4 protein-coding genes are annotated in these 4848 nt (G+C 64.1%); all 4 read right to left on the reverse strand.

The genetic code is table 11. The annotated features are described in order from the left end of the window. The coding region (locus tag VMJ11_RS21865; protein ID WP_325621687.1) for an MdtP family multidrug efflux transporter outer membrane subunit at positions 1-1415 on the reverse strand (1415 nt) is incomplete at its 3' end. Continuing rightward, a complete protein-coding gene (locus VMJ11_RS21870; RefSeq protein WP_325621689.1) occupies positions 1412-3526 on the reverse strand; it encodes an FUSC family protein in 2115 nt (704 codons plus the stop codon). The genes VMJ11_RS21870 and VMJ11_RS21865, both read right to left, overlap by 4 nt. Beyond that, positions 3523-4578: a multidrug transporter subunit MdtN gene (gene mdtN, locus VMJ11_RS21875; RefSeq protein ID WP_325621691.1), complete on the reverse strand. Its 1056-nt coding sequence runs from the start codon at positions 4576-4578 to the stop codon at positions 3523-3525. Before mdtN ends, VMJ11_RS21870 begins: the two co-directional genes overlap by 4 nt. A 15-nt stretch (positions 4579-4593) precedes the next feature. Further along, the coding region (locus tag VMJ11_RS21880) for a YtcA family lipoprotein (protein WP_325621693.1) at positions 4594-4848 on the reverse strand (255 nt) is incomplete at its 5' end.

Consider the following 4848-nt stretch of genomic DNA (forward strand, 5'->3'; position numbering starts at 1 on the left):
TCCTGACTCAGGCGTTGCCCGTCGACTTCCAGCAATGAGATGCGTTCGAGCAACACGGTCTGACGTGCATCCATCGCCGTCAGCCGGCTTGCGACGCCCCGCTCAAAGTGAGCTTGCGCACTTGCCTGAGCAAACGACACGGCATCGATTTTCTGCGCCTGCAGCTTCGCTTCGTCGTCGAGATCCTGAAGCCGGCTTCCTGTCACCGCCACATCGCGCACTGCGTTCAGTACGGCCTGGTTATATTGCGTGATCAGCATGTTGCTCCCGGTCCGGGCATTTCCGAGGTTCGCATTGAGCCGGCCGCCGTCGAAGATCGGCAGATACAGACCGGGGATCACGTTGATCTGCTGGCTGGCATGCGTGAACAGGTCGCCAAGGTGCAGTGCGTTCACGCCGAAGAACGCCTTGATATCGAAGCTCGGGTAAAACGCGGCTTTGGCGGCATCGATCCGGTCGAACGATGACTGCACGTACCACCGCATCGCCTGAAGATCCGGGCGGCGCGCGAGCAGTTCGTATGACAGCGTGGGCGGCAACGTGGCCTGAGGCAGCGGCAACGGGACCGGCCTGATGTCGGCGAGATCGTCGGGACCGGCACCGAGCAGCGCGCGCAGCGATTCGCGTAGCTGCTTCACCTGGCCGCGCGCCGCGACGATCTGCCTGTCCGTCGCCAGCAACTGCGCCCGCGCAAGCTCGGTCTGCGTCATCGGCTCAAGGCCGCGCGCCGCGCGGGCGGCATGCGCATCCACTGAGAACGCAGCAACCTCATGCATCTGTTCGAGAAGGTCAATCAACTGGTAAGTGGTCTGGATGCCGTAATAGAGCTGGGCGACATCCGTGGACAGTTCGAGCCCGATCGCGGACAGCTCCGCCCGCCGCGCGTTCTGCACGCCGATCGCAGCCTCGACCTGGGCGCGCTGCTTGCCCCAGATGTCGATGTCAAGGCTGGCGCCAAGCCCGACAATGCCCTCCGTGTACCACGGTCCGGTGGCACCGATCTCCGGCTGGTTGGTCGAATAGGCGCCCAGGAAGCCATGGGACGACACGCGCTCGCGGTCCGCTGCAGCGAGCGCCGTCACCTGAAGGTTGGTGCCGGCGCGCACCAGGTCGATGTCCGACTTCGCCTGGGCGACACGCGTGCGCGCCGTCACGATCGTCGGTGATGTGGCAAGCGCACGAGCGATGAGCGAATCGAGTTGCGGATCGCCATATGCGCTCCACCATTGCTGGACCGGCCAGTCGCTGCTCTTGAACTGGATGTCGTCGGCAATCCGGATCTGTTCGGGCGCAATCGTGGTAAATGGCTTGTCGTCGTGCCGGATCAACGCGCACGCCGACAGTGCGCACACCAAGGCGGCGGTCACACCATGGCGCAGCCAGCGGCACCAAAGCGGATCTGAAGAGGCGGTCATGCTTGCGATGCTCGGGTGATAAGGATGGTATCGGCCGAAGCGACGCTCCAGCCTGGTAACGTCGATACCTGGTCGAGCAAATTCCTCGCGCGCATCATCAACCGCTCATAGGCGCGTCGCGCCGCTTCGGGACGCAGCTCCGCGTGCTCCACGCCCCAGCGTGTCGCCAGCACGTCTACGGAAGCGGGAGCGGGTGCGCGCACGGCCTCCGGGCGCTCCGTCAGTTCGTGCGCGTAGCCTTCCAGCGATACGCTGGCCGCCTCCGCCAATGTCGTCGCAGCAAGATGGGCTCTAAGCTCGAGAGCCGGTTGCGCCCGTCGTTCCGCGCCGAATGCATCGGCTGCCAGCAGGATCTCGCGTGTCTGCGCGAGCATCGTCTGGACGTGGATCTGGAATCCCTCCTGCTGCCCTTCGCTCAGTTGCCAGCCGGGTTCCAGCGCAACGCGGGCGGCCATTGCCTCACAATCTCCCAGTTCGGCCCACAGCGCCGCCGGTATTGCTTTTTCGTCGCCCGGCTCCCGCAGTTGCACGGCAAGCCTGCGCAACAGCCGTGCGACCCGTTGACGGAGCGCCTCGCCCTCCGCCTCGGGCCACAGCGATGCATGCACGACGGCCGAGATGGCTACACCGAGCAGGATACCGATCATCCGGTCGCGGATCTCGGTGAGGTTGGACGTCGGGCCGAACTGCTCGAGCAAAGCCAGTGCGAACGTAAACATGAGCTGCGTGCCCGCATAGCTGATCCGCTCCGAACCCGCAGTCAACCATGCGGCAAGCGCGAGCACCGGCAGCGACATCATCAGCAGCCCTACGATTCCATCGATGCGCGGCACCACCCAGACCACCATCGCCAGCGCAATGATGCTGCCGACCGCTGCACCGACGATGCGTAAAATGGACCGTCGGCCTGTCGCGCCGAGGCTTGGTTGCGCAACGATCAGCGAGGTCAGCATGATCGTATGAATACCCTGCCAGTCGGTCGCCAGGTAAAAGAGGTAACCGAGCATCGCCGCAAACAGCGTCTTCAATGCAAAGTGCCCGTAGACCGGATTCGAGAAGGCGTCGGGCACGAGCAGGCGCTCCTTTTCGCGTTCCGACTCGGTGGAGTCCGGCGCCGCTGACCGGTCGGCGAAGGCCTGCAGCGCGTTTCGCATGTCGCGCAACGCGCCCGGCATGCCCTCGTCGGGCAGGTTCATTAGCGTATCGGGCAGGGTGAACTGCTCCCCCGTCCGGATCGCCTCGCCGAGGCGCTTGCACGCGTCGCGCAACGCCGGTGCGATGCCAGCCGGAATCGCCGCAGCGGTGTCTGGCAAATGCGCGACTGCAGTGTACAGGCGCGACACGGTGGCGACTCGCGCCAGATGGAACGCCTGGCGCCGCCGGTATCCGGGGTCGCGCATCGTCGAAAAACGCAGCAGCTTTTGCAGCGTCAGCAAGCCGGTCTGAACGTCGCTCGCATTGGGACCGTGCGCGCCCGGTGCGCCACGCTCAAGGCTGACCAGACGCGCGTCCACTGATGCCAGTTGCCCTAGCATCGCGCTTTCGAGTTGCTGCGCCGGTTCCGCGGGCAGGCACAACGTGTTGATCACCAGCGTGACCGCAATGGCGTAATTGACCGCAACCCATACCCACAGCGCAATGCGAACGAGGGCTTCGGCCTGGTCGGTCATGTCGACAAACGACTGTACGTAAATGACGACGATACCGACAAGGAAAAACGCAGCGCCGATCTTCGCCACGCGCATCATGTAGACACTGAAGAAAAACAGCCCGGCCGATAACAGGATTCTTAACAGTGGATAGTCATACGTGAACTTGAGCACCAGAATCGCGCTGCCCACGGCCAGCGTCGAACCCAACATGAACACCACGCCGACAAGCCGCGTCATTACGACGTTCGATTGCGTCACAAAGAACACGACGACCAGCGACAGCGCCAGAAACGGCACCTGCAATGTCATCGAGGCAGTAATCACGATCGCGCTCGCCAGTACGCAGCGGAGCATGACGTTTGCCCGTCCCGGGTAAGAACGGATCTCGTCGCCGAGGAAGCGGGCAAATCGCAGGAAGCCGCCCGGGAGAGAGTCGGTCGCGTCCATGAGTGCCTTCATCGTGCCGGTGCTGCCTCGTTGCCGCGCTCGAGCGTTGCGACCGCCGACGTGCCGATGCGGAACAACCCGGGATCGGGATTGTTGACCGCGATCTTGACGGGGAAGCGTTGCGACACGTGGACCCAGTTGATGCTGCGCTGGACACGCGGAAGTCCTTCGAGCACCACGCCGCCGTCATCGGGCAACACGCCGTAGCCGACCGAATCGACGGCGCCGGTAAAGCGCCTGCCGGTGTCGCTCATCAGATACACCGTAGCCGGTGTCCCTGCGCGCACGTTCTTCAATTCCGTTTCGCGGAAGTTGGCCACGACGTACCAATGACCGCTATCGATCAGCGTAAAGACGGGCTTCAACGCCGACGCGAACTGGCCCACCGTCGTGTGCAGCGAGACAACCCGACCGTCGAACGGCGCCCGCACCTCAGTGAATTCAAGATTCAGTTGCGCAATCGCGATCTGCGCCTCGACTTCGGCGCGCTGGGCGACGAGCGCATCCACGCCGCTGACGGCCGCCCCGGCCTGCTGCGCCTGCAGCATCGCCGCATTGAGTTCTGCCTGCGCAGAGCGCTGTGCGGTGCGTGCACGATCGACTTCTTCAGCCGAAACGTAGCCTTGCCCGAGCAACGGCTCAGTCCGGCGCAGCGTGTCGGTGGCCTGACTGGCGACCGCACGGGCCCGCTCGACCGCCGCCTTCACCGAATCGGCGTTGTATTGCTGCGCGTTCACCGAGCGCTGGGTCAACACGATCTGCTTGTTGAGCGCGTCGAGACGGGCTTGCGCCTGATCCAGTGCGGCCTGGTAAGGACGCGGATCGATCCGCAGCAGCAGATCGCCCTTCCTGACTGCCTGATTGTCCCGAACCGGCAGCTCGACGATGCGGCCGCTGACTTCCGGCACGACGTTGATCGTATCGGCGTACACATAAGCGTCATCGGTGCTGGGCGCGTGATCGAGCCGCCACAGAACGACGCAAAGCAATACGACGGCGAGCAGGACAATCGCCCCAGCCGGAAGTCTCTTTGTGCGCCGCGATGCGCGAGCGGTGTCATTCATATGCGGTACGCGTCATTAGCGGGAAAAAAATAGCAGCCACGCGGCCATCGCAAACACGGCGCTGAGCGCCGGATAGCTGATCGCGTGCGGTGAGAGCGCCGAGCGCAAGCCGCGCCGGTTCAGCATCAGATGGACGCCGACTGTTGCCGCGACTCCGCCCACCACGCAAAACAGCCAGTCGGGAAAGGCGGCGCCGAACAGCGGGATCGACGGCGCAAACGCGCAGCCACCGAGCGCCAAACCGGCGACCGATAGCGATGCCAAACTCAA

This window comes from Paraburkholderia sp., from assembly GCF_035501035.1.
Taxonomy (GTDB): domain Bacteria; phylum Pseudomonadota; class Gammaproteobacteria; order Burkholderiales; family Burkholderiaceae; genus Paraburkholderia.

Coding starts and splice junctions, on each gene's coding strand:
- VMJ11_RS21870 (WP_325621689.1), bottom strand. CDS start 3,526: ATGAAGGCACTCATGGACGCGACCGACTCTCTCCCGGGCGGCTTCCTG.
- mdtN (WP_325621691.1), bottom strand. CDS start 4,578: ATGAATGACACCGCTCGCGCATCGCGGCGCACAAAGAGACTTCCGGCT.